Raw genomic sequence first — 24,759 nt, forward strand, 5'->3', positions numbered from 1 at the left:
TATCAGTCTAATTCAAATTCCTTTGTATAATCTTTTTTGAGACTTTGATCTTGTTTGTTTTTATCTAAAATACAGTTTCCAATAACTAAATAGTCTAATTCAGTACCCATAAAGCAATTAAAAGCGTCTGTAGGAGTATTTACTATCGGTTCTCCTCTTACATTAAATGAAGTATTTACAATTATTGGACATTCAGTTTTTTCTTTAAACTTTGAAATTAAATCATAATAAGGTTTGTTAGTTTTATGACTAACAGTTTGAATTCTAGCTGAATAATCAATATGAGTTACGGCAGGTATTTCTGATCTCTTTATATTTAGTTTGTTAATTCCAAATAATTTTTCTTGATCATCTGTCATTTCAATTTTTTTTTCTGAATTAATCTCTGCGACTAACAACATGTAAGGACTTTCAACATTTATATTAAACCAGTTTGATAAATCCTCTTTAAGAATTGAAGGTGCAAAAGGTCTAAAACTTTCCCTGTACTTTACTTTTAAATTTAGATTTTTTTGCATTTTTTCAGATCTTGGATCTCCTAATATTGATCTTCCTCCTAACGCTCTAGGTCCAAATTCCATTCTGCCTTGAAACCAACCTATAGCTTTCTCATTACTCAAGTAATTTGATGTCTGATCTATCAAATTATCATAATCAACAGTTTTAAAGATAGCGCCAATTGATTTCAGTTCTTTTTCTATTTGATCTTGTGAAAATTCAGCACCTAAATAAGATCCTTTCATATTATCGTTAGGATTAATCTCTCTAACATTGCCTTGATCTAAATGCCATAAAGCTAATGCAGCACCCAAGGAACCTCCCGCATCTCCTGCAGCAGGTTGTATCCAAATATTATCAAAAATTTTTTCTTTAAGAATTTTGCCATTAGCCACACAATTAAGTGCAACACCACCTGCTAGACATAAATTTTTAATATTATATTCTTTACGAATGGATTTTGCTAATTTGATCATTATTTCTTCAGTGACCTTTTGAATAGATGCGGCTATGTCCATGTGAAATTGGGTAATCTTTTCTTTTAGTGAATTTCTTGGTTTTTGACCAAACAAATTGTTAAATCTATTACTAGTCATTGTAAGCCCTGTTGCATAATTAAAATATCTTTGATCTAGTCTAAAAGTTCCATCATCTTTAATATCTATAGTTTGTTTTATTTTGTCTTCGTAAATTGGCTTTCCGTATGGTGCCAAACCCATCAACTTATACTCACCGCTATTTACTTTAAAACCAGTATAATAAGTAAAAGCTGAATAAAGAAGACCAAGAGAGTGTGGGAAATGTATTTCTTTTTTAATATCTAATTTATTTCCATTTCCAACTGCCACAGTTGTTGTTGCCCATTCACCAACTCCATCAGCAGTTAAAATTACTGCATCTTGAAAAGGTGAAGGAAAAAATGCACTTGCTGCATGACTTAAATGATGATCAGAAAAAAAAATATTCTCGTCTGATTTATAGTTATTGTCGTGTTTTTTAAGTTTATTAAATAAAAGATTTTTTTGAAAAAGTTTTTCTTTAATCCATAAAGGCATAGCTTTTGCAAAAGAAACAAAACCTTTAGGTGCAAACGCAACATATGTTTCTAAAAGTCTTTCAAATTTTAAAAAGGGTTTTTCAAAAAAAACTATTTGATCTACGTCACTTAATTTAAGATTTGCATATTTAAGAACAAACTCTATTGCATTATGTGGATATCCTGGATCATGTTTTTTTCTAGTAAATCTTTCCTCCTGAGCGGCTGCAACGATTTCTCCATCAATTAAAAGACTGGCTGCACTATCATGGTAAAATGCAGATATACCTAAAATTTTTTTCACTTTAAAAAATTGTATAAATAAATGGAGCTACGGCTGAACCTTGGGTTATAATTATTAGTCCACCAAATAAAACAAGAACAATAATAATTGGTAAAAGCCAATATTTTTTTCTTACTTTAAGAAACTCCCAAAATTCTTTAATAAAACTCATATTAAAATTGATTTTTCATTTTACTTTTTGGTTCATTTTTTTCAATCCAATAAGATTGGTCATTATTGTATTTTAGATTTAGCAAATCTTTTTTAAGTATTTTCATTAATATACCTATCGGTGTTACTACTAAAAAAAAGATCATTCCCATTATTATTGGGGAAACTATTTTTCCCAAAAGAATTCCAAATTTAAACCAGATTTTATTTAATGGTGTTAAAATTGTTGAATTTATTAACCCTAATATTAAGAAAATTAATGAAACCAGTAATGACCAAACTTTCATTTCTTGATCATTAATTAAAGGAAATAACCCAACTATCAAAAAAACAATAAAAAAAACTACTCCAAAATTTTTATTAGAACCTATTTTAACTTCATCCATTTAAAGATTTTTGGGGTTTCATATCAGTCTTATTGATACCAGCAACTTTAACTGGTTTTTTCATAGCATCTCTTCTAAAAGGTTCACCAAGCTCTTGGTTTAGAATTACTTCAATAAACGTTGTAATTCCTTTCTTTTGATCCTCGCAAGATTGTTTAATAGCTGCTGTAGTTTCTTCCATCGTTCTAACTGCAACTCCTTTTAATCCACATGCATTAGCAACCTTAGCATAACTCAATTCTGGGTCTAATTCTGTTCCTACAAAATTATCATCAAACCAAAGAGTTGTATTTCTTTTTTCTGCACCCCATTGGTAATTTCGAAAAATAACCATTGCAATTGCCGGCCATTCTTCTCTTGCACAAGAGCTCATTTCATTCATACTAATACCAAAAGCTCCATCACCAGCGAAACCTATTACTGGAGTATCTGGACAACCAATTTTAGCACCTAAAATTGAGGGGAAGCCATAACCACAAGGACCAAATAATCCTGGTGCTAAATATTTTCTTCCTTTTTCAAAAGTTGGATAAGCATTTCCAATGGCACAATTGTTTCCAATATCACTTGAAATAATCACATCTTCTGGCATTCCAGCTTGAATTGCTCTCCAAGCTTGTCTAGGAGACATTCTATCTGCATCTCTTTTTCTAGCTTCTTCATTCCAAACTGTACCTTTGTCATCATCCTCATGATCAAGACTTGATAATTTTTGTAACCAAGCTGATTTAGTTTGATGAATAATATCTTTTCTTTGTTGTCTATCAGTATCACCTGCTGTTGGTGATAGTTGAGCTAGGAGTTGTTGTGCAACTAATTTTGCATCACCACAAATTCCAACTGAAACTTTTTTAGTTAGACCAATTCTATCTGAATTCATATCTACTTGAATGATACTTGCATCTTTTGGCCAGTAGTCCATTCCATAACCTGGTAAAGTTGAAAAAGGATTAAGCCTTGTTCCTAGTGCTAAAACCACATCAGCTTTTTGAATTAATTCCATTCCTGCTTTTGATCCATTATATCCTAATGGGCCAGCTGCTAATGGGTGGCTTCCTGGAAAACTATCATTGTGTTGGTATCCAGAGCAAACTGGTGCATCTAATTTTTCAGCAAGTTTTTTACAATCTTCAATTGCACCACCAATTACAACACCTGCACCAGATAAAATTACTGGAAATTTAGCGTTAGATAATAAGTCAGCAGCTTTTTTAATTGCATCAACACCCCCACCTTGCGTTTCTAATCTTACGATTGGTGGTAGATCAATATCAATTACTTGTGTCCAATAATCTCTTGGTACATTTATTTGTGCAGGAGCTGATCCTCTGATTGCTTTTTCAATAACTCTATTTAATACTTCTGCCATTCTTGAAGGGTCTCTAACTTCTTCTTGATAACAAACCATATCTTTAAATAAATTCATTTGTTCAACTTCTTGAAAACCACCTTGACCCATAGTTTTATTTGCTGCTTGAGGTGTAACTAATAAAAGTGGAGTGTGATTCCAGTACGCAGTTTTAATTGGTGTAACTAAACCTGTAATTCCAGGTCCGTTTTGGGCAATTACCATGGACATTTTTCCAGTTGCTCTTGTATAACCATCAGCAATTAATCCACCATTAGTTTCATGAGCAACATCCCAAAAAGTAATTCCTGCGTCAGGAAAAATATCTGAGATTGGCATAAAAGCTGAACCAATAATTCCGAATGCGTGTTCAATACCATGCATTTGTAAAACTTTTACAAAAGCTTCTTCTGTTGTCATTTTTGTCATAAAACTAGAACTCCTCTAAAGTGTAATTTAAAATATTTAAAATTCGTTTGTTAATTTTTTGGATTAATATATAAGATTTTACAAATTTCAAACAAACAAATCGACACAATAATTATGGCTACAGATATTATAATTCATGACAAAAAAGACAACGTAGGAGTAGTTGTTATTGAAAAAATCACTCCAAAACAAGACTGTGCATGCTGGATAATGGAAGATGACAGCTCAACAAAAATTCAATCAGTAGATGAAATCCCTTTAGGACACAAAATTGCAATGATTGATCTAAATGAGGGTGACACAATCCTTAAATATGGTCATGACATAGGTAAAGTGGTTAAATCAATTAAAAAAGGTGAACACGTTCATGTTCACAACGTTAAAACAAAGAAGTGGTAATATTATGGAAATTCCAAAAAGTTTTTTAGGTTATAAAAGAGAAAATGGCAGAGCTGGTACAAGAAATCATGTAATCATTCTTCCAGTTGACGATATTTCTAACGCTTGTGCTGAAGCAGTTGCAAATAATATTAAAGGAACAATAGCTCTTCCTCATTCGTACGGAAGACTTCAGTTTGGAGCTGATTTAGAGCTTCATTTTAGAACAATGATTGGAACAGGATGTAATCCAAATGTTGCAGCAGTAATTGTTATTGGTATTGAGCCAAAATGGACAAAAAAAATTGTTGATGGAATAGCTAAAACTGGAAAACCAGTTGAAGGATTTCATATTGAAAGAACTGGAGACATTGGAACTACAATGAAAGCTTCTAAAAAAGCTCAAGAATTTGTAATGTGGGCTTCAGAAAAACAAAGAGAAGAGTGTCCAATGAGTGATCTTTGGATTTCAGTGAAATGTGGTGAATCTGACACAACATCTGGATTAGCTGCAAACCCAACAGTTGGTAATTTAATGGATAAATTGGAGCCGATGGGTGTTCATTTATGTTTTGGAGAAACATCAGAATTAACTGGTGCTGAACAAGTTTGTGCAACTAGAGGTGCAACTCCTGAAGCTTCAGATAAATTTATGAAAACTTGGAATTCTTACAATGATTTTATTTTAAAAGAAGCAACAGATGATCTTTCTGAAAGTCAACCAACAGCTGGAAACATTGCAGGTGGACTGACTACAATTGAAGAAAAAGCATTTGGAAACTTTCAAAAAATTGGAAATTGTAAATTTATTGATGTTTTAGAACCAGCAGAAGAACCAACTAAAGGTAAAGGGTTATACTTTATGGATACTTCTTCAGCAGCTGCAGAGTGCGTCACACTTCAAGCTGCAGCAGGATTTAACATTCATTTATTCCCAACAGGCCAAGGTAACATTGTTGGTAATCCAATTGAGCCAGTTGTTAAATTAACTGCTAATCCATTAACTGTAAAAGGTATGGGTGAGCATATTGATTGTGATGTTTCAAAAATATTAACTCGTGAAATGAATATGTCTCAAGCTGGAGATGAGTTAATTAAAACAACATTGAGAGTAGCAAACGGAAGATTAACTTGCGCTGAAGCTTTAGGTCACAAAGAATTTGTGATGACTAAGCTTTATAGAAGTGCATAAAAATTCTGTGCCTATTAATTTTGAATACTTAAAGTCAATTGCCCCAGGTATTATTTTAGCTTTAGTATTTTGTTTATTTTCACAGGGAATAAACAATGTATTAGCCATAGAAATCTTTGGTACTCCTAAAAGCCCGATTTCAACAGTTCTCATTGCAATTTTACTTGGTATTTTAATGGGTAATGCATTTACCCCAAGACCAGGTATGATGATTGGGTTAGATTTTACCCAACAATATATTTTAAAATTAGGAATTATTTTTTTAGGTATAAGATTAAGTTTTGAAGAACTTATTAAATTTGGATCAATTGCCATTCCTCTAATCATTTGTTGTATTTTGGGTGTATTAATACTTGTAAAATTATTAATCAAGAAGGTACCTATCTCATCAAAAATGTCTTATCTGATAGCTATAGGCACAAGTGTTTGTGGAGCAACTGCTATTGTTGCAACTGCACCAGTTATTAATGCAAAAAAATCAGAGGTAGCATACGCAATTGCTAATATTACGTTATTTGGTGTGATTGCAATGATCGTTTATCCATATTTTGCTGAATGGTATTTTGATAATGATGCTTTAAGAATAGGTTTATTTTTAGGGACATCCATTCATGAAACATCTCAAGTTGCAGCTGCTGGGTTAATTTATGATCAACAATTTAATAGTCCCGAAACATTAAATGTTGCAACAGTAACAAAGCTAATAAGAAATACTTTTTTAGTAATTTTAATACCTTTGTTTGCATTTTTATACAATAGAGGTGAGTTAAAAGGCCAAAAATACTCTATTTTAAGTATTTTTCCTTATTTTGTAATTGGTTTCATAGGAATGATTATTGTAAGGAATGTTGGTGATCAATTCTTTACACCTGATAACAACGGTTATGATCTTTGGATAAATTTAATTGGGCATTTAAAAACTTTAGCAACAGTATTTTTAACAATGGCAATGGCTGCTGTAGGTATCTCAATTAATTTAGGGGAATTAAAATCAATGGGTTATAAACCTTTTGTTGTGGGTTTAATTGCAGCTGTAACAGTTGGATTTATAAGTCTTATATATATTGAAACTTTAACTAAATTTATTTAGTAAATTTAAGATTTTAACAATATTTTTTTTCTTAAATTTGAAAAAAATCGTCTTATAAAAGCAGCACCAACTCCTAAAAAAATTGCGAACATAATTGAAAATAAACCATAAAAGAATGGCATGTCTTTAGAAAATTCTAAAATAAATAATGAGAAGAAATTTAAATCATTATTTGGAATCTTAACTATCTCTTCTGAAACTTGCTCTGCAAAAAAAGTATCATAAGCAATAGCTATACCAACTATTAGTAATAAAATTGCAAGTAGAGCTTTAAGTCCAGAACTGTCAATTTTTTCACCAAGTTTTTGACCAATTTGCACACCTACAATTGATCCAACAACTAACATAAACACAAGTAATAAATCTATTGATCCATAATTAAATGAATGAAGAAAAGTAACTATTACGCTTACAAAAATAGTTACAAAAAGTGAGGTACCTGGAACTAATTTGGTTGGCATCTTAATAATATAAATCATTGCTGGTACTAAAATAAAAGCTCCACCTATACCCATGATAGCAGCTATAAATCCTACAAGTAAACCAATTATAATTGGAGTAAACGCACTTTCATATAATTTTGATTTAGGAAATCTCATTCTAAAAGGAAGACCGTGTATCCAATAATGAACGTGTAATTTTTTTTTAACTAAAAGGTTTCTTTTAGCCTTATCAATTTCTCCTAGACTTTCTACCAACATCAAAGTTCCAATTATTGCTAAAATATACATGTATGCCAAAGAAATAACTGTATCTATTTTTCCTATACCTTTAAAATAAGTAAAAGTATAAATACCAAGTGACGTACCAACAGCACCACCAATTACAATCATCAAGCCTAATTTATAATCTAAGGTATTTTTTAAATAATGTGTTGTGGATCCAGATACTGATGTCGCAAGAATATTGTTAGCTTCATTTGCGACTGCATAGGCTGGAGGAACACCTAAAAAAATTAAAAATGGTGTCATTAAAAAACCACCACCAACACCAAACAAACCTGAAAGTACTCCAACAATTGCACTCAACAAAAGTATCTCAATTGGATTAACAAATACTTGAGCGATTGGTAAAAATACTTCCATAAAGATTTAAAATGTCTTTAAAAACAACTTAATTAAAAGTAATAAAAGTTCCAACTAAAATAACACCCCAATAAGTGGCAAGGCTTAAAAATATACCTGTTTTAATAATAATTATTTTAGAGTTAAATATTTTGTTTAAGATTTTTACGTTGGAAAGTTGCATTACAACCGTGAATACACCCGTTACAATAATTGTCAAATAAATATTTGATTCTAGATTTATTTTTATATTCTAATAAATTGTAGCACCAAAGACTTTAATAACTCCATCTTCCTCACCCAGAACTAGACGACCAAGAAATTCTCCTGAAATTTCTTTATTGGTTTGCTTAATAAGTACAGTGACATGAACACCTCTTCTTAGGCACCCAAAAGGCTCAAATGTTTCTTTTAAATTAGTAATTATCTTATTATTAGCCCACTGTTTACCTAGCTCAACTTCATTCGCCCCAAAAAGCATTTGGGTTGAGAAATCTTTAGTAAATCCACCGTAATCTTTTAGATTTGATGATTTGACTAAATTATCCCATATAGGTTTGGCTAATTCATAGACCTCATCGTCAGTTTTTGACAAAATATCCATATGCTAATCTTAAAGAATTACTATGAAGCTTTTTTCTTCTCGTTCTCATCCACGATATGGTAGACAGGAACTTTCTCCATACTAAACTTACCAGTTTGAGGATTTCTTCTAGAAACTGTTAAACAATGCCAATTATCGTCGTCTAGTTTCATATGATCACCTCTGTAGTAGTAACCTGGCCATCTAGTTTCTTCTCTAAACATAGTATGTTCAGTTACACACTGTGAAGTTAGGGCTCTATGTTTAAGCTCCCAAGCTCTCATAAGCTGGTGATAATCTTCTGCTCCAACATTTTCTAAATCTTCTTCTAACCAAGCTAAAAGCTCTAATCCTCTTTTAAGCATGTTAGCGTTAGTCATATAGTTTGTTGCTATTCCTCCAACATATTCATCCATAATTCTTTGTAGACGCTGTAAACCTTGGATTGGTGAAATATAACTTGGAGAAACTGTTCCTCCAGTAATTTCATTTTGTGCAACAGTATATGTTTCTAGCGGTTTGAAGACCTTTTCTTTAAAATCTTCGCACTGTTTATCAGATACCTTCAAGCCTTCAGCTTTTTTATCTTCAATATATTTAACTGCTGCTTTTGCAGCTAATCTACCTTCAGTAAAAGAGCCTGATGAAAATTTATGCGCACTTCCACCTACAGTATCTCCAGCTCCAAATAATCCATCAATTGTAAGCATTCTGTTATAACCCCAGAAATATTCTGGTGGAGATAAATCTTCTGGTCCACTTACCCAAGCACCAGAACAAGTAGCATGTGATCCCATAACATATGGTTCAGATGTTGTCAGTTCTGGGTTAGTGTATTTTGGGTCAATATTTTGAGAAGCCCAAACTACGGCTTGACCAACAGTCATTCCTAGGAAGTTTTCCCAACCAACAGTTTCTAGATGAGGATCTTGAAAAGCCTCAGTTGTAACCATATGAATTGGTCCACCACCTGCCATTGTTTCTTGAATAAAAGCATGGTTTCTTAAACAAGTGGGTGTAGGATGGTGATCAATATATTCACCTACTAATTCCTTAGTTTGGTCATACCATTTCTTCTCGTAGTTCTCACCATTGGCATTTTGAGTATAAGTTTTTAAATGTAAGAAATATGCACCAACTGGTCCATACCCATCTTTAAATCTACATAACACAATTCTGTTTTCCATTTGTGTCATTTTCGCTCCAGCTGCAATCGGTAAAGCGTAAGCTGATCCATTACTCCATGGGGCATACCAAGTTCTTCCCATACCTTCACCAACAGCTCTTGGTTTGAATATGTGAGAAGCACCACCAGCTGCAACTATAACAGCTTTTGCTCTGAATACATGAAAATCACCTGTTCTCATATTAAATCCAACAGCACCACCTACTCTGTTTTCTTGAGATTCATCCATAAGAAGATGTGTGATCATAATTCTGTTATAAATTTTATCTGCTGATTTTTTTGCCGCTTCCGCAACGATAGGCTTGTAACTTTCACCATGAATCATGATTTGCCATTTACCCTCCCTAAGGTATCTGCCGGTCTCTTCATTTTTCATCATTGGAAGACCCCATTCGTCAAACATATGAACTGTTGAGTCTACGTGACGAGCCATATCATAACCTAAATCTTCTCTAACCATTCCCATCAGATCGTTTCTTGCATATCTTACATGGTCTTCAGGTTGGTTTTCACCCCACTGCATTCCCATATAACAGTTAATCGCATAAAGACCTTGGGCAACAGCTCCACTTCTATCGATATTAGCTTTTTCAACACAAATAATTTTCATGTCTCTTCCCCAGTGTCTAGCTTCAAAAGTAGCTCCAGTTCCAGCCATACCACCACCAACAACTAGAACATCGCAATCTTCGTAATGTGTTTTATGTTTAGCCATTAGTAGTAAACTCCTTTTTTAAATGAGTCTTTTGGAACTACTGGTAATTCACCATCAATATTAAGTCCTTGAGGTTCTGTGTACAATCTTTGAGAATTTATTTCTCCTTGATTTGGCTTATCGCCATCTGCAAGTTTTGGAATAAATTTTCCCCAAGGCTTTGTTGTAATCGGTGAAACAAAATCTTTTTCTGTTCCATTTCTAAATTTAATTTTCCAAGAGATTGTTCCTTTTTCTTCTTCTCTTCTTACTCTAACACTGTGTCCCATTGGAGCAAAATCTGCATAACCTCTAACATCAATCGCATGATTTGGGCATGCTTTAACACACGAATAACACTCCCAACAAAAGTTAGGTTCAATGTTTTTTGCTCGTCTAATATTTTCATCAATGTGCATTATATCTGATGGACAAATATCTACGCAATGACCGCAGCCATCACATCTAGTCATGTATACAAATGTTGACATATTATTTTCTCTCCTTATTTAAAATTTTCATAATTAATAATGTTTAGGTTGTTCTCTTTTAATACCTAAACCAAATTGTTCAGGTGCATCGGCTGGTGGAGGTAAATTATCTCTAGAACCATCAGCTTCAGCAAGATTTTTTTGTATTGCCGCACCAGGCTTATAAAACATGTGTGCAAATTTTGACCAGTAAACTCCTCCAAATAAAACTAAATTTGAAACAACAAATAAAGCTAAAAATAAGAAAGAAAGTTCTGTCTGACCATTAAATTGAGTGTACGACCAAGCTAGACCAAAAGTTGAACAAGCTAATAATGCTAATACAAATAAATCTGCTTTAATTATTCTATACCAAGGATGAGCTTCAGCCGAAACATCAACTCTTAAAAAAAACCAAAACCAATATCCACCCACACATGTCAAAATAGCTCCAACATGCCATAACATTGACCACATAGATGATGATGACTTATCAGCACCTGTATAACAAAATACTAATACCGCTGAGGACACCCAGAATATGATTGTTCCATACATTCCAAGTACATGAGATAATCTTCGCTTTCCAAATCCAAGTTCAGCTGTAGTCCCAATATCAACAACAGTTGTTTTTGCAATTATGGATACTTTTTCACCTGCTCCTATTTCTCTAGTTGCCTGAAGCTTAGCTTTTTTTGCGTTATTTAAAAAATACGTCAAATTTTTATGATGTATCATTTGAATGATTGTACCGAGCGCAATTAATGCAATCATTGCTATAATAAAAGATTGCATAGCAAATGGAGATACTGTCTCAGCTAGTATTGAAAATGGATTAGTCTCTAACATTTTACCCTTGTGTTAAATTTTTTTGAATTAATTAAAGAGTTTTCTAATCTAGATGTTTAGCTAGATCAACCCTAAGTATTGGTCAATTTGTCATTAATAACAACCTATAATTTAAATTTTACGCTTGTAATGTTGATTTTTTTGGATCACTGATCTCACACCACCTTGAGGATTCTCAACATCATTTTCCCTTCTCGGAATTAAATGAATGTGGCAATGCATAATTGATTGGCCTGCTATTTTGCCAGCGTTCGTTCCGACATTGAAAGCTTTTACAGTATTGTCTTTACTTAAAATTTCTTCTTTGATCTTTTTAATTAGATCATTGCATGCGATTAATTCTTCATTGGTTAGTTCAAAGTAATCAATTAAATGTCTTTTTGGAATTATTAGACAATGATGATTTGAAACAGGATAAGTATCATAACTTGCATATGCTAAATCATTTTCATACGCAATACCACTGGCTTTTGAATTACAAAACAAACAAGGATTATTAGGGTCTTTCATAATTTATTTATATTTTGGGCACTTATTTATAGCTGAATTAAAATACTTTAATAATTGATTATAAATTTTTAATTGTTTTCTTTTCCAATTTACTTGATTAATTGTTTTAACTGAAGCAATTCCTTTTCCAGAACCTATCAAAATAATTTCATCAAATTCATTCAAAGAATTTATTAAAATATCCTTTTTAATAATATTCTTAATTTTTGACTTAAAAAACTTGTATGTAATTCCTCTATAAAATTTATTTATTGGTGAAAATATCTTTTTATCTTTTACAAAAAGTATGTTCGATGTTCCTGTTTCAAGAATTTTTTTGTTAGAACATAATCCAATATCTGATTTAGAATTATCAAGTTTTGATAAATGTTTTAAAATTTTTTTATATTTCAAGTTTTTAAATTCTGGTTTTTGTCGTTTGAGATTAACTAATTTTAAGTTGAAATTTAAATTTGGCTTAATTCTTTTACGCAGAGAAATTGATAAAGTATTTTTGGTAACAGCTACTCTTAACAAGTGATTATATTTAATTTTGCTATCTAAATTCTCTTTAATTAATTTTAAAATATCAGATCTTATAGATAGTTTTAAAATAGAGTAAGCCTTAGTAGATTTAATTAAATTGTTAATATGATCTCTAAAAAATAAAATTTTTGGAGGAGATCCAAAAATCCACATTGTAGTAAATACACCATTATCACCCCAAAGATCTTTGAACTCGATTTCTTTGAGATCTTTAAGCCGATAAGATTTTTTTAATAAGTAATTTACCATTTATTGTAAGAAATGACTCTGGGTGAAATTGAAATCCATATATTTTATCAATGTTGTTTTCAAATGACATTGCGGCCCCTGAAATAGCACATCTCATCGTTATGTCAAAATTTTCAGCTTTAAACGGCTCTTGTAATTTTAAAGAATGGTAACGACCTACTTTAAATTTTTGACCAGGTTTGAATAATTTACTAGATTTACTCACTATTACGTCTGATTGAAACCCATGATAAATTTTGCTTTGTTCAATTATATTTGCACCTTCGCTAAATAATATTTGTTGAAATCCAAGACATATTCCGATTATTCTTTTTTTACCTTTAAACTGATTGTAAATCTTTGACGAAAGCGGGTAATCTTTAGGTGAACCTGGACCTGGAGAAAAAACAATTGTTGAAGATTTATTTAACTTTGACTTGTTAATTTTACTAAAATCATCACATTCTACTTGATCAAATAAAGACAATTGATGAACTACATTATGTGTAAAAGAGTCTTTATGATCAATCACATATATCATTTGTACAAATCTATTAGCGCTTTTGCTTTAATAAAGTTTTCATTAAATTCATGTTTAGCGTTACTGTCAATCACAGCACCAGATGCAACTGATATTTCAGAAATATTTTTATAATTTAAAATTGATCTAATAATAATATTAAATCTCATATCACCATTAAATTTAATAAAACCAAAACTTCCAGTGTATATATTTCTGTTTTCTTTTTCTTGAAGATTTAAAAGATTAAGTGTGCTTATCTTGGGACAACCAATCACAGAACCTCCTGGCATCATAGCTTTTATTATATCTAAATTTTTTATATTTTTTTTCAACTTACCAGTGACTAAACTTACATAATGATAAAGATCCTTATATTCTTCAACCGTTTTTTCTTTTTTTATTTTAACACTTCCCGGAACGCATATTCTTGAAAGATCATTTCGCTCCATATCAACAATCATATTATGTTCTTTGGTTTCCTTGATATTATTTCTAAAAAATTTTAAAGCCTTACTTTTATTAAGTTTATTATTTTTTCTTAATGTTCCGGCAATTGGTTTAGTTGATATAGATAAACCTTTTTTTGTTATCAAATTTTCAGGTGAACAGCTTATAATCGAAAAATTTTTATCCTTAATCATAAATGCTTCTGGGGCTAAATTTGTTTTAGCAAGCCTACAAAAGAAATCCAAAGGATCAATCGTTGATTTATTTTTGTATTTTGTGCATATTTTAATCTGATAAGTTTCACCAGATTTAATTTTCTTTTTAAATTTATTAAATATTTTTGTGTATGAATTTTGATTTATGTTGATCTTAAAATTCTTGTTTATTTTGTTTGTTTTTGGTGAATTAAAAATCAAATTATCTTTTAAATTAATCTTAGTTTCAGGCTTATAAAATATTCCCTTAGGAAAATTAATGCTTTTCTGTTGAGGTAGCTTAACTCCAATTAATTTATTTAATATTTCATAACCAAAAAAACCTATAAATAAATCAGTATTTTTGCTTCTAGATTTATTTTTTGTTCTCAAAAACTTAATAATATTTTTATCATTCAAAATTATTTTTTTTGAAAAGTCAGTGTAAAGATCAAAACCTTTGATTGTCTTGTAAACAATAAAGGCTTTCTTAGAATTATTAATTTTATTTAAATAATTTTTGTTTATCAATTGTTTAGGTTGTTTGAAGTCTTGCAACTTGTTTTTCTATTATTGGTAAGTGTATCAAACCTGCGAAAATTGATAAAGCAATAGATATATACCAAGCATAATCATAAGATCCATAAAGATCATGAAAGACCCCTCCTAAATAAGCACCTAAAAAAGATCCTACTTGATGGCTTAGAAATACAATTCCATATAACAATCCAATATATTTTGTTCCAAAAATGAAACCGACTAATCCCATTGTGGGTGGTACTGTCGAAAGCCATAAAAAACCAAACATAATACCAAACATCACTGCAATAATTGGACTGGGAGGTAAAAATATAAATAAAGCTATTACCAAACCTCTTGCTAAATAAATTGTGCTTAGAATTATTTTTTTACTAAATTTTTGAGCTAAATATCCCGATGTTAATGTTCCTGCTATATTAAATAAACCTATCATTGATAAAATTGTCACTGTGCACCACTCTGGTAATCCTCTATCATTAATATAAATCGGAATATGTGTTGCAACTAAAGCAATGTGCCATCCACAAACAAAAAAACCCAGAGTTAAATATATAAAACTTTTGCTTTTAAAAGCTTCTTTAAGTGCCTCGCTTGCTGTTTGTTTATCGTCTACAATCCCACCAACAACATCTTTTGGTGTAGTTAAATAAAAAGCCAATATCATACCTGCAAGAATAAAAACTGCAAAAATTAAAAGTGTAGTTTCCCAACCAAATTCAACAAGAGAATATCTTGTAAATACTGGGGACACAAAGTAACCAAAGGAGCCAGCTGCAGTAACAATACCAATTGCAGCAGTTCTATTTGATTGTGGAAAATGTTTTGCAACCACAGAAACTGGGATGCTAATTGCAGTTCCTCCCAGCGCTACACCTATTAAGACACCTATGCCCGTAACAAAATAAAGCCCCGTATTGTATTCTGAAACCAACATCAAAATACCAAGTAGATAAAAAATGAAACCAATAAATACAGCTATATGTCCTCCATATTTATCTGTAATAACTCCAAACCAAGGTGCAAAAGCTCCCCATAAAAACATTTGAAGACCTAATGCAAAACCGAACTGAGATAAAGTTATTCCTAAATCGGTTGAGAAATTAAAATAAAACATTCCAAATGTTTGTCTTATTCCAAGGGAAACGATTACAATCAAACAGGCTGAAATTAAAGTAATTAGAACTGTTTTATTTTTAATAAATTTTTCAGAGGACATTCAAATTTTACTTTAAATGTTTTAGTGATTGCTTAATATCAGCGATAAGGTCGCTAGGATCTTCAAGCCCAATATGCAATCTTACGATATGCTCATTTTTTTCTAATTTAAGATAACTTCTATTTCCTTGTTCTCTAACATTTTGATGCAATGCCAAACTTTCAAATCCTCCCCAACTATAACCATGTCCAAATAATTTTAAATTATTAACAAATTTAACAACTGCTTTTTCACTTTTGGCTTTAATTCTTAAACCCATTAAGCCTGAAGCACCTGAATAATATTTCTTCCACATTCTAAAATTATAAGAATCTTTTTTATATGGATACAATAATTTTATATTTTTAAATTTTGATAAAAACTCTGCAACTTTTTTTGCATTTTCTCTGTGTCGATCTAATCTAACATCTAATGTCCTCAATCCTCTTGTAATTAAATAAGCATCATCAGGACCCAACCTTAAACCAGTAACTCTTTCTGCTGCTTTTACTTTTGCAAAAACTTTTTTATTAACAGCTAAACTTCCTCCCATTACATCAGAATGACCAGAATAATATTTTGTTGCAGACACAATTGACATATCAAAACCAAGCTTAATAGGTTTTAAAAAATATGGAGTTCCCCATGTATTATCAATTGCGGTTAAAATTTTATTTTTTTTTGCTATAGAAATAATTTTACCAAGATCTTGAAAATCAAATGTATTACTTCCTGGATTTTCTACAAAAATTAATTTTGTTTTATTTGTAATAGCTTTTTCTAGTGTCTTTAAATTATGTGGATCATAAAAAGTGGTTTTAATGTTAAATTCTTTCAGAAAATCTTGTGATAGTAGTCGTGTTGGACTGTAAACTGGATCAGCTACTACAATTTCATCACCAGGTCTTGTGACACTAAAAATTGCAAGAAATACAGCTCCAAATCCAGTAGGTGTTAAAAAGGTAAAATAACTTTCTTCTAGTTTTGATAAAATTTGTTGAAGTATATGAGTCGTTGAAGTTCCTTGTCTTCCATAATCAAAATGTCCACCGGTAGGGTTTTTTTTTGCTTTATCTTGAGTTTTTCTAATATCTTGCATCGATTTGAAAATAATCGTTGAAGCTCTTACAATTGGTGGATTAACAGACTGATTATGAAAGTCTTTTGCCGTGTGTTTTAAAAATGTTTTAAAAGAATTACTCATAATAAAATTTGATATGTTTAGAAGACAATGCTATATCCCGTAAAAAACGTCAATAAAATTAATAAATAGGACTTAATGAGTTATCCGAAGAAACATAGAGGTAGAAGAAAACAAGGCTCTAAAAAGAGAAGAGCAAAGAGAAAAAATAAGAAGAAATAATTCCTCTATTCTTTAATCCAACCACCCCCCAGAACTCTATGGCCAAACTGGTCTTTGCTATAGAATACGCATGCTTGCCCCGGCGAAATACCATCTTCAGGATTAGCTAAATTAACATGAGCAGTATTATCATCTTTTAAATCAACTTTTGCTTCAAGAAGATTTCCAGTAGATCTCACTTTTACAAAAATATTTTGATCAAGCTCTTTTTTATCAGTTAATAAATTAAGATCTTTAAGATATATGTCTTTTTTTCCAAGGTTTTCTTTTGGACCAACTATAATTTCGTTATTATCTGAATTTATCTTTAGAACATAAAGAGGCTCTACATCAGAAACTTTAATTCCTTTTCTTTGTCCAATTGTAAAATTAATAATACCGTCATGAACACCTATTACTTTTCCATCCAAATTTTTAATATTACCTTTTTGAAAAGAATCTGGTCTAAATTTTCTTATTACAGACGCATAGTCACCATTAGGAACAAAACAAATATCTTGGCTATCAGGTTTATCAGCAACATTTAAATCTAATTCTTTTGCAATCTCTCTTGTTTTGTCTTTAAGCATACCACCTAAAGGAAATCTTAAATAATCTAGTTGTTCACGGGTTGTATTAAATAGAAAATAACTTTGGTCTCTATTTTCATCTATAGCTCTATACATGTTGTTAACATTATTTGATGTAACATTTTTTACATAATGACCTGTAACTAAAGCATCTGCCTTAAGCTCTTTTGAAACTTCAAATAAATCTTTAAACTTTACAGTTTGATTGCACTGAACACATGGTATTGGAGTTTCTCCATTTAAATAACTATTAACAAAATTATCTATCACACCTTGTTTAAACTTATCTTGATAGTATAGAATTTTATGCTCAATTCCTAATTTATGAGCAACTCGTTTTGCATCCATTATATCTTGACCTGAACAGCATTGTTTGGATGCCGCCACTTCTTTCCCATCATCATAAAGTTTAAGTGTGATGCCTATAACTTTATAACCTTCATTCTTCATAATGCCGGCTACAGTTGAAGAATCTACTCCACCAGACATAGCCACAACTACTGTTGTGTCTTTTGGTTTTTTATCAATTCCTATAGAGTTTAATTCTTTAACCATATGGTGGTATTTATACTTATTTACAATATAAGTTAAATTAAATGATTTTAGATTATGAACCAGGTGACAAAGTCACTAATCCTAACAATAAAGATTGGGGTATTGGCCAAGTCCAATCTATTATAAATGGTAAAGTGACTGTTAATTTTGAAAATGTAGGAAAAAAAACAATTAATGCAAATAATGTTGAGTTAAAAAAAATTAATTAGGCTTATATGGAAATTAAAAAAATTATTGAAAATTTAATAGACACTTTTTTAAAAGCTGGAGAATTATCACTCTCTATTAGAAAAGCTGGTCTAAAAAAAGAAATTAAATCTGATAATACACCAGTCAGTAATGGTGACTTAGAAGTTAATAAATTTATTACAAAAAAGATCTTTGAGATAACACCAAATATACCAATCATATCTGAGGAAAATTCAGAAAATAAAGGTAATTCTAATTTAAAAGATTTTTGGCTTGTTGATCCAATTGATGGAACTTATAGCTATATTAATGGTTTAGAGGAATTTACTATTAACGCAGGTTTAATAATTAACAATAAACCTGTTGCTGGATTAATTAATGCTCCAGCTAAGAAAAGAATGTTTTATTCTTATGGTGAAGGAAAAGCTTTTGAAATAACTAATGGAAAAACTATAAATTTAAGTACAAAAAATATTTTAAATAATAGACCTATTAAATTTATTTCTTACTCAAACAAAATTAAACCAGAGATACAAAAAATTTATGAAAAAATTGGTGTTAAGGAAAATGTCAAAATGAAAAGTTCACTTAAATTTTGTGTAGTAGCGGCTGGTGAATACGACGGTTATGTTGCTGAACCTAGGGCTTATGAATGGGATATTGCAGCTGGTCATGCGATATTAGAACACTCTGGTGGAACAGTGACTGATTTTGATGGTAAAGAAATTCTCTATGGAAAGATAGGTCTTAAAAACCCTAGTCTTATTCTAAAAAATAAAAATATATTATAATGGAAGAACAATTAAGAATTATCCTAATTATTATAGTTTCTGTTTCAATTTTTGGCTTATTAGTTTTTGTATTTGTAAAAAACTATGTAAGAAATAAAATTAATAATTTAGCTGAGGAAGAAAAAAAAGATGAAGAATTAAAGTAAATTAATTATTTTAAGATATTCATCTTTTTCTATATCCATAACTTTTCTTGAAGTTTCAAAATCAAAACCATTACGAGCAAGTAAAGAAATATCTTTTTTATAAAATAAAGTCCTATTATCTTCAGTTCGAGCTGGCCCTATTCTTTTTTTCTTACAAATTTTTATAGCTGAAAAAAAATCTTGATCAGAGTTATCTTCTTTTATTTTGTCAACTGTGTCTTTAATAAATTCATCATTAATACCTTTGCCTATTAAATAGTTTCTAATTTTATTAATCGAATTTCCTCTTTGAATCATGCTTTTAGCTTTGCTCTCAGAATAAAACTTATCATTTACAAATTTATTTTTTTCCAAATCTGATAAAACAATATCAATCAATTTATTCACGTCTTTTTTTCTTACATCTGAAGATGACAGTTTCATGTATTTTTTGAGTAAATACGTTTTAAGCTGTTGTTTTGAAGGGGCATATTTTTCAACATAAGCAAACGCAAAATTTCTCATTTCCTCAACAGTTACTTGAAGTGTTTTTTTTCTATTTCTTATAGGAATCATGGTTAGATTTTATATAATATATCTTAATGATCGAACAAATTTATACCTATTTCACTATTGATACACTCTATATGTGGATCAATTTAGGAATTTTACCATTTTGGTTTATATTAATTTTCTTTTCACAATCTCATCTCTGTAGAATTTTTGTAACCTCAGTATTTCCAATTTTTATTTTAGGAGGTGTATATGTTTTCATTTTATACAAATCTTATTTAATTGGTTATGATTTTGTTGGTAATTTTTCTCTATATCTTGGTCTAAATGAACTTTCTAGATTATTTGAGGACAGTTTATATATAATGCTTTTTTGGACACACTTTATTGCAATAAATCTATTTATTGGTGGATGGATTGTAAAAGATGCTCAAAATTTTTATATAAATAAAATTCTTTTAGCTATACCTTTGATTGCAACATATTTAGTTGGTCCAATTGGTTTGTTTGTTTATTGGATAATTAGAATTTTCTATGCAAAAAGAATAAGTCTTTATGACTAAATCAATTGATTTTTATTTTGATTTTATTAGCCCCTACTCGTACTTAGCACATAAAAAAGTAGAAAATATTAAAGAGAAAAAAGAAATTAATTTCAATTATAAGCCAGTGCTTGTGGGAGGTCTCCATAAATTACAAGGTATAACTGCTCCTGCTTTCATCAAAGCTAAGCTAAAACACATGATAAATGATTGTGATCTAATTGCTAAAAAAAATAAATCCAATTTTATGTGGAACTCAAAGTTTCCTATTAATTCTTTAAATATAATGCGTGGTTATCTGTTAATAAATAATGAAATTAAAGATTTATACTTAAATGTAATGTTTGATGCTTATTGGAAAAATAATTTAGATACTTCAAATGAAGAAACCTTAAAAACTCTTCTTAAAAGATGTAAAATTAATTTAAATGATTTTCTTGATGGTATTAAAGACCCTAAGATTAAAGATCAATTAAAGTTTCACACTGCAGAAGCTCACAATCAAGAAATATTTGGTGCTCCTACTTTTGTAGTAAATAATAAAATTTTTTGGGGTCAGGATAGATTGGAATTTGCTTTAGACGAATATAATAAATAGCTTAAACTATTTTAAAATCACTTTGACTTATTGCTGCAAAGCCACCCTCAATATGTGATATTTTTTCAAAGCCCATATCTTTTAAAGATTTTGCTGCTAGAGCAGATCTTAAGCCTCCAGCACAGAATAAAACCATTTCTTTATTCATATCAATTTTTCCACTTTTAAAATAAGGACCATCAGGATCTAGCCAAAATTCCAACATTCCTCTGGGAATATGATTGGAGTTTTCAATTCTACCTGTTTTATCTAATTCACCTTTTTCCCTAATATCTATTAAAGTGCATTTACCCTCATTAGAAAGCTTTAGTGCCTCATCAGCACTTATAGTCTTAATTTCATTTAAAGCCTCAGAGACTAGAGTTTGTGATGATTTAATATTCATAATATTGTAAAAATTTAATCTTAAACAATTATATGAAAAAAAACATCATAAAAAAACTATTTATCAAATTTTCGAAATTTTTAGGTTACGAAATTATTGATCAAAATGATTTTAGCTCACCCACTCTTAACAAGGAATTAAATGAAGATCTTTCAATCATAAATGAAAAGTCAATTGTTTTGCCATTAGGCGAGGTAAAGATCACAAAAAAAGTTAACTCTGTACTTATTATATTTAGAACTAATACTGATGTTGAAATATGGGATCAAAATAAAAAAAGATTATTTGAAAAACCAAAGATAGAATATTCTTTAAAAGCATTAAATTCACTCATTAAATCAATTAATTTTTCTAAAACTAAATACCCTAATATTAAATTTAAGACAATAATTGTTGATGATAAATCTAAAGACAGAAATTTAGATAAAATTAAAAGACTAATAAATGAAAGCGGTTTAGATGTTACTATTATTCATCTAAATCATGATAAATTTAAAACAACAATCAAACAACAAAAGAATAATCAAACTTTTTCAAATTTAGCTAGTTTACTTCAATCTTTTGAACTAGGTAAAGAACATGGAGAAGATTTAATTTTCTTTGTAGAAGATGATTATTTACACGTTGAACCTATGATGGAAGAGATGATTTCATCATACGAAAGAATAGCTTCACAAGTAAATAAAGACATATTTATGTGTCCTGCAGATTATCCGCATTTATATATGAATAATGAAAAAACAAATATACTAATAGGTAACAAAAGACATTGGAGAACTATAAATCAAACTCTATGTACATTCATGACTACAAAATCATTATTAGATAAATATTGGGAAAATTTTTATAATACTTGTTTAGATAGAAATGATCCCTTCGAAAAATATTTAAATGAAATCTATACAAATGAATTTTGTGTATCACCCTTAAAAAGTCTTTCTCTACATTTAACTAATGTAAATTCTAGCTATGGTCTTTCCCCTTTTATTGATTATAAAAGATTATGGGAGTTGAATTAAATTAATAATGCTTAAAATAAATAATAAAGCACCTACTTTTAATTTAAATTCAACTAGTGGAAAAATTTATTCATTAAAAAATTCTATTGACAAATATATTGTTCTTTATTTCTATCCAAAAGATGACACACCCGGGTGTACTATTGAAACTAATGATTTTAATAAATTACTTTCTAAATTTAAAAAATTAGAATGTGAAATTTATGGAATTTCGAAAGATGGTTTACAAAGTCATGATAAGTTTAGAAATAAATATAAAATAAAATTTGATTTATTGGCCGATGAAGAGATTAAGGTTCTTAAAAAATACAAAGTATGGGGTAAAAAGCAGTTTATGGGCCGGGAATTTACGGGCATCATTCGCACTACATTTTTAATAGATAAAAAAGGTAAAATAATAAAAATTTGGAACAATGTTAAAGTTAAAGATCATGCAAAAGAAGTGCTAGAAACTTTAAAAGGAATTATAAAACAATAAAAAAGGCCCCTTATTTCTAAGGGACCTTTAACGTTATATAGAGAGAAGTTTTTAGTCTCTGATTGCGTAAGCAATTACACCTGTTTCTGTAACATCTGTTCCTTTTGCTTGAGCCTCTTTACTTAAAGAAATTCCTACCAGAGACTTAAGCACTGACCAGATAGTATATGAAACAATAAATACAAATATATTTATTGAAACCACTCCAATTAACTGTGCACCAAACGTGGCATCTAAGTTTGTTAATGGTACGGCTAATGTTCCCCAAATACCTGAGAGTAAATGAGCTGGTATTGCTCCAACAACATCATCAAGTTTATAAATAAATAATAATTTAGTTCCAAACACAACAATGACACCGCCGATAGCACCAATTAAAATTGCGGTTAAGGGTGATGGAGCTAATGGTTCTGCTGTTATGGCAACTAATCCACCTATTGCACCATTCAACATTTGAACTACGTCAGTTTTACCAAACATTAATCTAGTAACTACTGCCGCTGATAATACACCACCACAAGCTGCTAAATTAGTATTGATAAAGATTGTAGAAACCGAAACAGCATCAGCAAATGATCCAAGAGCTAGTTGTGACCCTCCATTAAATCCAAACCATCCTAACCAAAGTACAAAAACACCAATTGTAACTAAAGGTATTGATGAGGCTGCAAAAGGTTTGATTGGTGTTGGTACACCAGATTTTGTAAATCTACCATATCTTGGTCCAAGTATTATTATACCTGCAAGCGCAGCTGCACCACCAGTTGAGTGAACTAATGTTGATCCAGCAAAGTCAGAAAAACCAATTTCAGCTAACCAGCCTCCACCCCACTGCCAACCCATTACGATTGGATAAATTACTCCAGCTAAAATAGCTGCAAATAAAAAGAATGGCCATAGCTTGATTCTTTCAGCCATAGCTCCTGAACAAATTGAAACTGTTGTTGCACAAAATACCATTTGAAAAAACCAGTCAGATCCATCTGTATAGCCAGTTTCTAATGTACTGGCATCTGACCAAGGCACAAAATTTCCTATGTATCCACCTTCTGGAATCCCGTATGCTAAGTTGTAACCAACAAGCCAAAACATAATTCCTGATATTGCATAAAGACCAATATTCTTTGCACAAATTACAGAAACACTTTTTGAAGTTACCATACCAGATTCAAGCATTGCAAAACCTGCTGCCATGAACATGACAAGGAAACCACAAATTAAAAAAAATAGAGTATTAAAAATAAACCCCACTTCTGCTGATACAGTTGTCTCAGCATTTCCAACACTAGTTAAACCAATTAACATTACAAATGAGAGTATTGGTGCTGATATTAATTTAATAATTTTATTCATAAAACCTCCCGTTAATATGAAGTCTTATAAATTGATGAATTTTAAAAACTAACGCTGATTAGGTAAATTTGGTATGCAGTTTTTGCATATAGTAACAGCCCTAAACGTATTTAAAGACGTTAGGGCTGTTAAAAAAAATGATTACTTGTTGAATACTTCTTTTAAAGCTTTTGCAGGTAAGAATTTTACTTTTTGAGAAGCAGCGATTTGAATTTGTTCACCAGTTCTTGGGTTTCTTCCAACTCTTGCTTTTCTTTTAGCTACTTTATAAGTACCAAACCCAGCAATTTTTACTGAGTCATCACCTTTTAGAGCATCTAAAATAGTGTTGGTAATTGTATCAAATGTTCTTTCAGCATCGGCTTTGCTCAAACTTAGTGAGCCTGAAAGCTGTGCTATTAGTTGTTTTTTGTTCATTTTAGCTCCGGTTTTGTTGGTTAATATTCATATTTCTCATAAA

Annotated in this window: 30 protein-coding genes; 10 read left to right on the plus strand and 20 right to left on the minus strand. The window is 30.4% G+C overall.

What is annotated here, in order from left to right:
• Window positions 1-2: 2 nt before the first annotated feature.
• From ACIJYE_RS04135 to xsc, 4 genes are read right to left on the minus strand one after another with little or no spacing between them, the layout of a single operon-like run.
• A complete protein-coding gene (locus ACIJYE_RS04135) occupies window positions 3-1,838 on the minus strand; it encodes a carbamoyltransferase family protein (protein WP_435089472.1) in 1,836 nt (611 codons plus the stop codon).
• Window position 1,839: 1 nt separating this feature from the next.
• A complete protein-coding gene (locus ACIJYE_RS04140) occupies window positions 1,840-1,989 on the minus strand; it encodes a DUF5989 family protein (protein WP_435089474.1) in 150 nt (49 codons plus the stop codon).
• A 1-nt stretch (window position 1,990) separates the two neighbouring features.
• Window positions 1,991-2,374: an SxtJ family membrane protein gene (locus ACIJYE_RS04145; protein WP_435089476.1), complete on the minus strand. Its 384-nt coding sequence runs from the start codon at window positions 2,372-2,374 to the stop codon at window positions 1,991-1,993.
• Entirely contained in the window at window positions 2,367-4,151 is a 1,785-nt protein-coding gene (gene xsc, locus ACIJYE_RS04150) for a sulfoacetaldehyde acetyltransferase (RefSeq protein ID WP_435089478.1), read from the minus strand. The genes ACIJYE_RS04145 and xsc overlap by 8 nt, the downstream gene beginning before the upstream one ends.
• A 114-nt stretch (window positions 4,152-4,265) precedes the next feature.
• Here xsc and ACIJYE_RS04155 point away from each other — a divergent pair, with 114 nt between their 5' ends.
• Genes ACIJYE_RS04155 through ACIJYE_RS04165 form a run of 3 tightly spaced genes read left to right on the plus strand, consistent with a single transcriptional unit; the run spans window position 4,266 to window position 6,811 of the window.
• Window positions 4,266-4,550, plus strand: a complete 285-nt coding sequence (locus ACIJYE_RS04155) for a UxaA family hydrolase (protein ID WP_435089480.1) — start codon at window positions 4,266-4,268, stop codon at window positions 4,548-4,550.
• 4 nt (window positions 4,551-4,554) lie between these two features.
• The gene (locus ACIJYE_RS04160) at window positions 4,555-5,721 is read left to right on the plus strand and encodes a UxaA family hydrolase (RefSeq protein ID WP_435089260.1); all 1,167 of its coding nucleotides are present in this window, start codon (window positions 4,555-4,557) and stop codon (window positions 5,719-5,721) included.
• 7 nt (window positions 5,722-5,728) lie between these two features.
• Entirely contained in the window at window positions 5,729-6,811 is a 1,083-nt protein-coding gene (locus ACIJYE_RS04165) for a YeiH family protein (RefSeq protein WP_435089481.1), read from the plus strand.
• A 5-nt stretch (window positions 6,812-6,816) separates the two neighbouring features.
• Here ACIJYE_RS04165 and ACIJYE_RS04170 read toward each other — a convergent pair whose 3' ends face one another.
• From ACIJYE_RS04170 to mnmA, 12 genes are all read right to left on the minus strand, one after another.
• Window positions 6,817-7,896 carry a TSUP family transporter gene (locus ACIJYE_RS04170; protein WP_435089483.1) on the minus strand — a complete coding sequence of 360 codons (1,080 nt, stop codon included), beginning with the start codon at window positions 7,894-7,896 and terminating at the stop codon, window positions 6,817-6,819.
• Between the two features lie 232 nt (window positions 7,897-8,128).
• Window positions 8,129-8,479, minus strand: coding sequence for a hypothetical protein (locus tag ACIJYE_RS04175; protein WP_435089484.1), 351 nt, complete (start codon window positions 8,477-8,479; stop codon window positions 8,129-8,131).
• Window positions 8,480-8,499: 20 nt separating this feature from the next.
• Window positions 8,500-10,359, minus strand: coding sequence for an adenylyl-sulfate reductase subunit alpha (gene aprA, locus ACIJYE_RS04180; protein WP_435089485.1), 1,860 nt, complete (start codon window positions 10,357-10,359; stop codon window positions 8,500-8,502).
• Window positions 10,359-10,829 carry an adenylyl-sulfate reductase subunit beta gene (aprB, locus tag ACIJYE_RS04185; protein WP_435089487.1) on the minus strand — a complete coding sequence of 157 codons (471 nt, stop codon included), beginning with the start codon at window positions 10,827-10,829 and terminating at the stop codon, window positions 10,359-10,361. The genes aprA and aprB overlap by 1 nt, the downstream gene beginning before the upstream one ends.
• A gap of 33 nt (window positions 10,830-10,862) precedes the next feature.
• Entirely contained in the window at window positions 10,863-11,657 is a 795-nt protein-coding gene (locus tag ACIJYE_RS04190; protein ID WP_435089488.1) for an adenylyl-sulfate reductase, read from the minus strand.
• 111 nt (window positions 11,658-11,768) lie between these two features.
• Complete coding sequence (locus ACIJYE_RS04195) at window positions 11,769-12,167, minus strand: HIT family protein (protein WP_435089490.1); 399 nt, start codon at window positions 12,165-12,167, stop codon at window positions 11,769-11,771.
• A 3-nt stretch (window positions 12,168-12,170) separates the two neighbouring features.
• Entirely contained in the window at window positions 12,171-12,941 is a 771-nt protein-coding gene (locus tag ACIJYE_RS04200) for an aminotransferase class IV (RefSeq protein WP_435089492.1), read from the minus strand.
• Window positions 12,904-13,461, minus strand: coding sequence for an aminodeoxychorismate/anthranilate synthase component II (locus ACIJYE_RS04205; protein ID WP_435089493.1), 558 nt, complete (start codon window positions 13,459-13,461; stop codon window positions 12,904-12,906). Before ACIJYE_RS04205 ends, ACIJYE_RS04200 begins: the two co-directional genes overlap by 38 nt.
• The gene (locus ACIJYE_RS04210) at window positions 13,458-14,642 is read right to left on the minus strand and encodes a chorismate-binding protein (protein WP_435089494.1); all 1,185 of its coding nucleotides are present in this window, start codon (window positions 14,640-14,642) and stop codon (window positions 13,458-13,460) included. Before ACIJYE_RS04210 ends, ACIJYE_RS04205 begins: the two co-directional genes overlap by 4 nt.
• Entirely contained in the window at window positions 14,620-15,840 is a 1,221-nt protein-coding gene (locus tag ACIJYE_RS04215) for an MFS transporter (RefSeq protein WP_435089495.1), read from the minus strand. Before ACIJYE_RS04215 ends, ACIJYE_RS04210 begins: the two co-directional genes overlap by 23 nt.
• A 7-nt stretch (window positions 15,841-15,847) precedes the next feature.
• The gene (locus ACIJYE_RS04220; RefSeq protein ID WP_435089496.1) at window positions 15,848-17,023 is read right to left on the minus strand and encodes a trans-sulfuration enzyme family protein; all 1,176 of its coding nucleotides are present in this window, start codon (window positions 17,021-17,023) and stop codon (window positions 15,848-15,850) included.
• A 164-nt stretch (window positions 17,024-17,187) separates the two neighbouring features.
• Window positions 17,188-18,306 carry a tRNA 2-thiouridine(34) synthase MnmA gene (gene mnmA / locus ACIJYE_RS04225; protein ID WP_435089498.1) on the minus strand — a complete coding sequence of 373 codons (1,119 nt, stop codon included), beginning with the start codon at window positions 18,304-18,306 and terminating at the stop codon, window positions 17,188-17,190.
• A gap of 41 nt (window positions 18,307-18,347) precedes the next feature.
• Between mnmA and ACIJYE_RS04230 the strand changes: the two genes are divergently transcribed.
• From ACIJYE_RS04230 to ACIJYE_RS04240, 3 genes are read left to right on the plus strand one after another with little or no spacing between them, the layout of a single operon-like run.
• Window positions 18,348-18,515 carry a DUF3553 domain-containing protein gene (locus tag ACIJYE_RS04230; protein ID WP_435089500.1) on the plus strand — a complete coding sequence of 56 codons (168 nt, stop codon included), beginning with the start codon at window positions 18,348-18,350 and terminating at the stop codon, window positions 18,513-18,515.
• A 6-nt stretch (window positions 18,516-18,521) separates the two neighbouring features.
• Entirely contained in the window at window positions 18,522-19,286 is a 765-nt protein-coding gene (locus tag ACIJYE_RS04235) for a 3'(2'),5'-bisphosphate nucleotidase CysQ family protein (protein WP_435089501.1), read from the plus strand.
• Entirely contained in the window at window positions 19,286-19,432 is a 147-nt protein-coding gene (locus ACIJYE_RS04240) for a hypothetical protein (RefSeq protein WP_435089502.1), read from the plus strand. The genes ACIJYE_RS04235 and ACIJYE_RS04240 overlap by 1 nt, the downstream gene beginning before the upstream one ends.
• Here the strand turns inward: ACIJYE_RS04240 and ACIJYE_RS04245 are convergent.
• Window positions 19,424-19,987, minus strand: coding sequence for a regulatory protein RecX (locus ACIJYE_RS04245; RefSeq protein ID WP_435089503.1), 564 nt, complete (start codon window positions 19,985-19,987; stop codon window positions 19,424-19,426). The genes ACIJYE_RS04240 and ACIJYE_RS04245 overlap by 9 nt on opposite strands.
• A gap of 26 nt (window positions 19,988-20,013) precedes the next feature.
• On the opposite strand from ACIJYE_RS04245, the gene ACIJYE_RS04250 reads away from it, so the two are divergent.
• Together ACIJYE_RS04250 and ACIJYE_RS04255 are read left to right on the plus strand one after the other, a co-directional pair.
• On the plus strand, window positions 20,014-20,487 hold the full coding sequence (locus ACIJYE_RS04250; RefSeq protein WP_435089504.1) for an ABA4-like family protein: 474 nt from the start codon (window positions 20,014-20,016) through the stop codon (window positions 20,485-20,487).
• Entirely contained in the window at window positions 20,480-21,064 is a 585-nt protein-coding gene (locus ACIJYE_RS04255) for a 2-hydroxychromene-2-carboxylate isomerase (protein WP_435089506.1), read from the plus strand. The genes ACIJYE_RS04250 and ACIJYE_RS04255 overlap by 8 nt, the downstream gene beginning before the upstream one ends.
• A gap of 1 nt (window position 21,065) precedes the next feature.
• Here ACIJYE_RS04255 and ACIJYE_RS04260 read toward each other — a convergent pair whose 3' ends face one another.
• The gene (locus tag ACIJYE_RS04260) at window positions 21,066-21,449 is read right to left on the minus strand and encodes a rhodanese-like domain-containing protein (protein ID WP_435089507.1); all 384 of its coding nucleotides are present in this window, start codon (window positions 21,447-21,449) and stop codon (window positions 21,066-21,068) included.
• Between the two features lie 32 nt (window positions 21,450-21,481).
• Between ACIJYE_RS04260 and ACIJYE_RS04265 the strand changes: the two genes are divergently transcribed.
• Window positions 21,482-22,468 carry a glycosyltransferase family 2 protein gene (locus ACIJYE_RS04265; RefSeq protein ID WP_435089508.1) on the plus strand — a complete coding sequence of 329 codons (987 nt, stop codon included), beginning with the start codon at window positions 21,482-21,484 and terminating at the stop codon, window positions 22,466-22,468.
• A gap of 7 nt (window positions 22,469-22,475) precedes the next feature.
• Window positions 22,476-22,946, plus strand: coding sequence for a thioredoxin-dependent thiol peroxidase (gene bcp, locus ACIJYE_RS04270; RefSeq protein WP_435089510.1), 471 nt, complete (start codon window positions 22,476-22,478; stop codon window positions 22,944-22,946).
• Between the two features lie 51 nt (window positions 22,947-22,997).
• On the opposite strand, the gene ACIJYE_RS04275 is transcribed toward bcp, so the two are convergent.
• Together ACIJYE_RS04275 and ACIJYE_RS04280 are read right to left on the minus strand one after the other, a co-directional pair.
• Complete coding sequence (locus tag ACIJYE_RS04275; RefSeq protein WP_435089511.1) at window positions 22,998-24,299, minus strand: ammonium transporter; 1,302 nt, start codon at window positions 24,297-24,299, stop codon at window positions 22,998-23,000.
• Between the two features lie 141 nt (window positions 24,300-24,440).
• Complete coding sequence (locus tag ACIJYE_RS04280) at window positions 24,441-24,716, minus strand: HU family DNA-binding protein (RefSeq protein ID WP_271482234.1); 276 nt, start codon at window positions 24,714-24,716, stop codon at window positions 24,441-24,443.
• Between the last annotated feature and the right edge of the window lie 43 nt (window positions 24,717-24,759).

The sequence above is a fragment of the Candidatus Pelagibacter bacterium nBUS_30 genome (assembly GCF_051201245.1).
Taxonomy (GTDB): Bacteria; Pseudomonadota; Alphaproteobacteria; order Pelagibacterales; family Pelagibacteraceae; genus Pelagibacter.

Bases quoted from the DNA above. Each gene is read 5' to 3' on its own strand.
- ACIJYE_RS04240 (WP_435089502.1), top strand. From the start codon at position 19,286: ATGGAAGAACAATTAAGAATTATCCTAATTATTATAGTTTCTGTTTCA.
- ACIJYE_RS04145 (WP_435089476.1), bottom strand. From the start codon at position 2,374: ATGGATGAAGTTAAAATAGGTTCTAATAAAAATTTTGGAGTAGTTTTT.
- ACIJYE_RS04245 (WP_435089503.1), bottom strand. From the start codon at position 19,987: ATGATTCCTATAAGAAATAGAAAAAAAACACTTCAAGTAACTGTTGAG.
- bcp (WP_435089510.1), top strand. From the start codon at position 22,476: ATGCTTAAAATAAATAATAAAGCACCTACTTTTAATTTAAATTCAACT.
- aprA (WP_435089485.1), bottom strand. From the start codon at position 10,359: ATGGCTAAACATAAAACACATTACGAAGATTGCGATGTTCTAGTTGTT.
- ACIJYE_RS04250 (WP_435089504.1), top strand. From the start codon at position 20,014: ATGATCGAACAAATTTATACCTATTTCACTATTGATACACTCTATATG.
- ACIJYE_RS04160 (WP_435089260.1), top strand. From the start codon at position 4,555: ATGGAAATTCCAAAAAGTTTTTTAGGTTATAAAAGAGAAAATGGCAGA.
- ACIJYE_RS04215 (WP_435089495.1), bottom strand. From the start codon at position 15,840: ATGTCCTCTGAAAAATTTATTAAAAATAAAACAGTTCTAATTACTTTA.
- xsc (WP_435089478.1), bottom strand. From the start codon at position 4,151: ATGACAAAAATGACAACAGAAGAAGCTTTTGTAAAAGTTTTACAAATG.
- ACIJYE_RS04200 (WP_435089492.1), bottom strand. From the start codon at position 12,941: ATGGTAAATTACTTATTAAAAAAATCTTATCGGCTTAAAGATCTCAAA.
- aprB (WP_435089487.1), bottom strand. From the start codon at position 10,829: ATGTCAACATTTGTATACATGACTAGATGTGATGGCTGCGGTCATTGC.
- ACIJYE_RS04280 (WP_271482234.1), bottom strand. From the start codon at position 24,716: ATGAACAAAAAACAACTAATAGCACAGCTTTCAGGCTCACTAAGTTTG.
- ACIJYE_RS04170 (WP_435089483.1), bottom strand. From the start codon at position 7,896: ATGGAAGTATTTTTACCAATCGCTCAAGTATTTGTTAATCCAATTGAG.
- ACIJYE_RS04235 (WP_435089501.1), top strand. From the start codon at position 18,522: ATGGAAATTAAAAAAATTATTGAAAATTTAATAGACACTTTTTTAAAA.
- ACIJYE_RS04265 (WP_435089508.1), top strand. From the start codon at position 21,482: ATGAAAAAAAACATCATAAAAAAACTATTTATCAAATTTTCGAAATTT.
- ACIJYE_RS04190 (WP_435089488.1), bottom strand. From the start codon at position 11,657: ATGTTAGAGACTAATCCATTTTCAATACTAGCTGAGACAGTATCTCCA.
- mnmA (WP_435089498.1), bottom strand. From the start codon at position 18,306: ATGGTTAAAGAATTAAACTCTATAGGAATTGATAAAAAACCAAAAGAC.
- ACIJYE_RS04220 (WP_435089496.1), bottom strand. From the start codon at position 17,023: ATGAGTAATTCTTTTAAAACATTTTTAAAACACACGGCAAAAGACTTT.
- ACIJYE_RS04175 (WP_435089484.1), bottom strand. From the start codon at position 8,479: ATGGATATTTTGTCAAAAACTGACGATGAGGTCTATGAATTAGCCAAA.
- ACIJYE_RS04195 (WP_435089490.1), bottom strand. From the start codon at position 12,167: ATGAAAGACCCTAATAATCCTTGTTTGTTTTGTAATTCAAAAGCCAGT.
- ACIJYE_RS04205 (WP_435089493.1), bottom strand. From the start codon at position 13,461: ATGATATATGTGATTGATCATAAAGACTCTTTTACACATAATGTAGTT.
- ACIJYE_RS04230 (WP_435089500.1), top strand. From the start codon at position 18,348: ATGATTTTAGATTATGAACCAGGTGACAAAGTCACTAATCCTAACAAT.
- ACIJYE_RS04260 (WP_435089507.1), bottom strand. From the start codon at position 21,449: ATGAATATTAAATCATCACAAACTCTAGTCTCTGAGGCTTTAAATGAA.
- ACIJYE_RS04255 (WP_435089506.1), top strand. From the start codon at position 20,480: ATGACTAAATCAATTGATTTTTATTTTGATTTTATTAGCCCCTACTCG.
- ACIJYE_RS04155 (WP_435089480.1), top strand. From the start codon at position 4,266: ATGGCTACAGATATTATAATTCATGACAAAAAAGACAACGTAGGAGTA.
- ACIJYE_RS04140 (WP_435089474.1), bottom strand. From the start codon at position 1,989: ATGAGTTTTATTAAAGAATTTTGGGAGTTTCTTAAAGTAAGAAAAAAA.
- ACIJYE_RS04275 (WP_435089511.1), bottom strand. From the start codon at position 24,299: ATGAATAAAATTATTAAATTAATATCAGCACCAATACTCTCATTTGTA.